Annotated in this window: 2 protein-coding genes; both read right to left on the reverse strand. The window is 62.4% G+C overall.

From position 1 onward, the window contains the following. On the reverse strand, positions 1-499 hold a 499-nt coding region (locus tag CKO42_RS26340; protein WP_274608979.1), incomplete at its 3' end, for a potassium transporter TrkG. An 84-nt stretch (positions 500-583) separates the two neighbouring features. Beyond that, positions 584-1,960, reverse strand: a complete 1,377-nt coding sequence (gene trkA, locus CKO42_RS26345) for a Trk system potassium transporter TrkA (protein ID WP_200252384.1) — start codon at positions 1,958-1,960, stop codon at positions 584-586. Positions 1,961-1,992 lie beyond the last annotated feature (32 nt).

A 1,992-nucleotide genomic window follows, 5' to 3' on the forward strand; every position in this document is an offset into this window, starting at 1 on the left:
CGACGCCGGAGGTCTCGGCCCGATAGAGCTGCATGCCACCGACACCGAGCAGCGGCAGGATCGCCACCGCGAGCACGATCACGCCCATGCCCCCGAGCCATTGGATCTGCTGGCGATGGTAGAGGATCGATCGCGGCAAGCTGTCGATGCCTTCGATCACCGTCGCCCCAGTGGTGGTGAATCCAGAGATGGATTCGAACACCGCATCGGTGACGCCCCAATCCAGGCCGAGGATGAACGGCAGCGCGCCCAGCATACCAAGCACCGCCCAGAACAGGGTGACGATCAAGAAGCCATCGCGCACCGAGAGCTGCTCGCGCTCACGCAGGTTCGGCAGCCAGAGGATCAGGCCCGCACTCGCGGTGAAGGCTAAGGACAGCGCGAAGGCGGGCCACTGTTCGTCGGCGTACCAGAGCGAGACCAGGATAGAGGGTAAGAAGCTGATGCTATAGAGCAGCAACAAGATACCGAACAAGCGCACGATGGCTCGCCAATGCATGCGGGGATCGTCTCCTTGGATCTTGAGTCAACGGACAGAGTCAATGGGAAATGCGGTTCGAGCGCCGGCACTCGGCGTGCGCCGCTAGAAAAAGGTCACGCCGACCTGGAACAGCTTCTCGACCTCGGCCACCCGCAGACGGTCCTGCAAGAAGAGAATCACATGATCCTCGGATTCGATGATCGTGTCGCGGTGGGCAATCAACACCTGATCGCCACGCACGATGGCGCCGATGCTGGCACCCTTGGGCAGATTGATCGCCTCAATTGCCCGTCCGACCACCTTCGACGAGCTTTGGTCCCCGTGAGCGATGGCTTCGATCGCCTCGGCGGCGCCGCGGCGCAACGAATGCACCATCACCACATCGCCGCGACGCACGTGCTTGAGTAGGGTGCCAATCGTAGCCTGTTGCGGTGAGATCGCGACATCGATCGGGCCACTCTGCACTAAGTCCACATAGGCCGCGCGGTTGATCAGCGCCATCGCCTTGCGTGCGCCGAGACGCTTCGCGAGCATGGCTGAGAGGATATTGGCCTCGTCGTCATCGGTGACGGCGCAGAAGACATCGGTGTCCTCGATATTCTCTTCCAACAACAGTTCCTCGTCGGCGGCATCGCCATGCAGCACGATGGTGCGCTCGAGCGACTCGGCGATCTGCTTGCAGCGCTCGAGATTACTCTCGATCACCTTGACCCGATAATCACGCTCTGTCACGCGGGCAAGGCGGGTGCCGATATTGCCACCGCCGGCGAAGATCAGCCGCTTGTAGGGCTTATCCAGTCGCCGCAGCTCGCCCATCACCGAGCGAATGTGCTTAGGCGCGGCGACGAAGAAGACCTCATCATCGGCCTCGATGACGGTATCGCCCTCGGGTTGAATGGCCCGATCCTGGCGGTAGATCGCCGCCACCCGCGCCTCGACATGCGGCATGTGATCGTAGAGGGCGCGCAGCTCTTGGCCGACTAATGGGCCACCGTAGTAGGCGCGCACCGCCACCAGCCGCACCCGACCATTGGCGAAATCGGTCACCTGCAACGCGCCGGGGGTTTGGATCAGGCGCAGGGTGTAGTCGGTCACCAGCTGCTCAGGGCTGATGGTGACGTCCACATGGAAGGCATCGCCGCCGAACAAGGCCTGATGATGATCGAGGAAGCCCTGAGCGCGCACCCGAGCGATCTTGGTCGGCGTATGAAACAGCGTGTAGGCGACCTGGCAGGCGACCATATTGGTTTCATCACTGTTGGTCACCGCGATGATCATCTCGGCATCCTCGCCACCCGCGCGCAAGAGCACATCGGGCTGAGCGCCATGCCCCTGCAGTGTACGCAGGTCAAAGCGGTCGGCGAGCTCGCGCAGACGCCGTGCGTCGGTATCGACCACGGTGATGTCGTTGGCCTCGCTGACCAGGTTCGCAGCCACCGAGGTGCCCACCTGGCCAGCGCCGAGGATGATGATCTTCATAGCGCTTTATGCATTCCTGATAGCCCAGGCCT

The organism is Lamprobacter modestohalophilus, assembly GCF_016583905.1.
Lineage (GTDB): Bacteria > Pseudomonadota > Gammaproteobacteria > Chromatiales > Chromatiaceae > Lamprobacter > Lamprobacter modestohalophilus.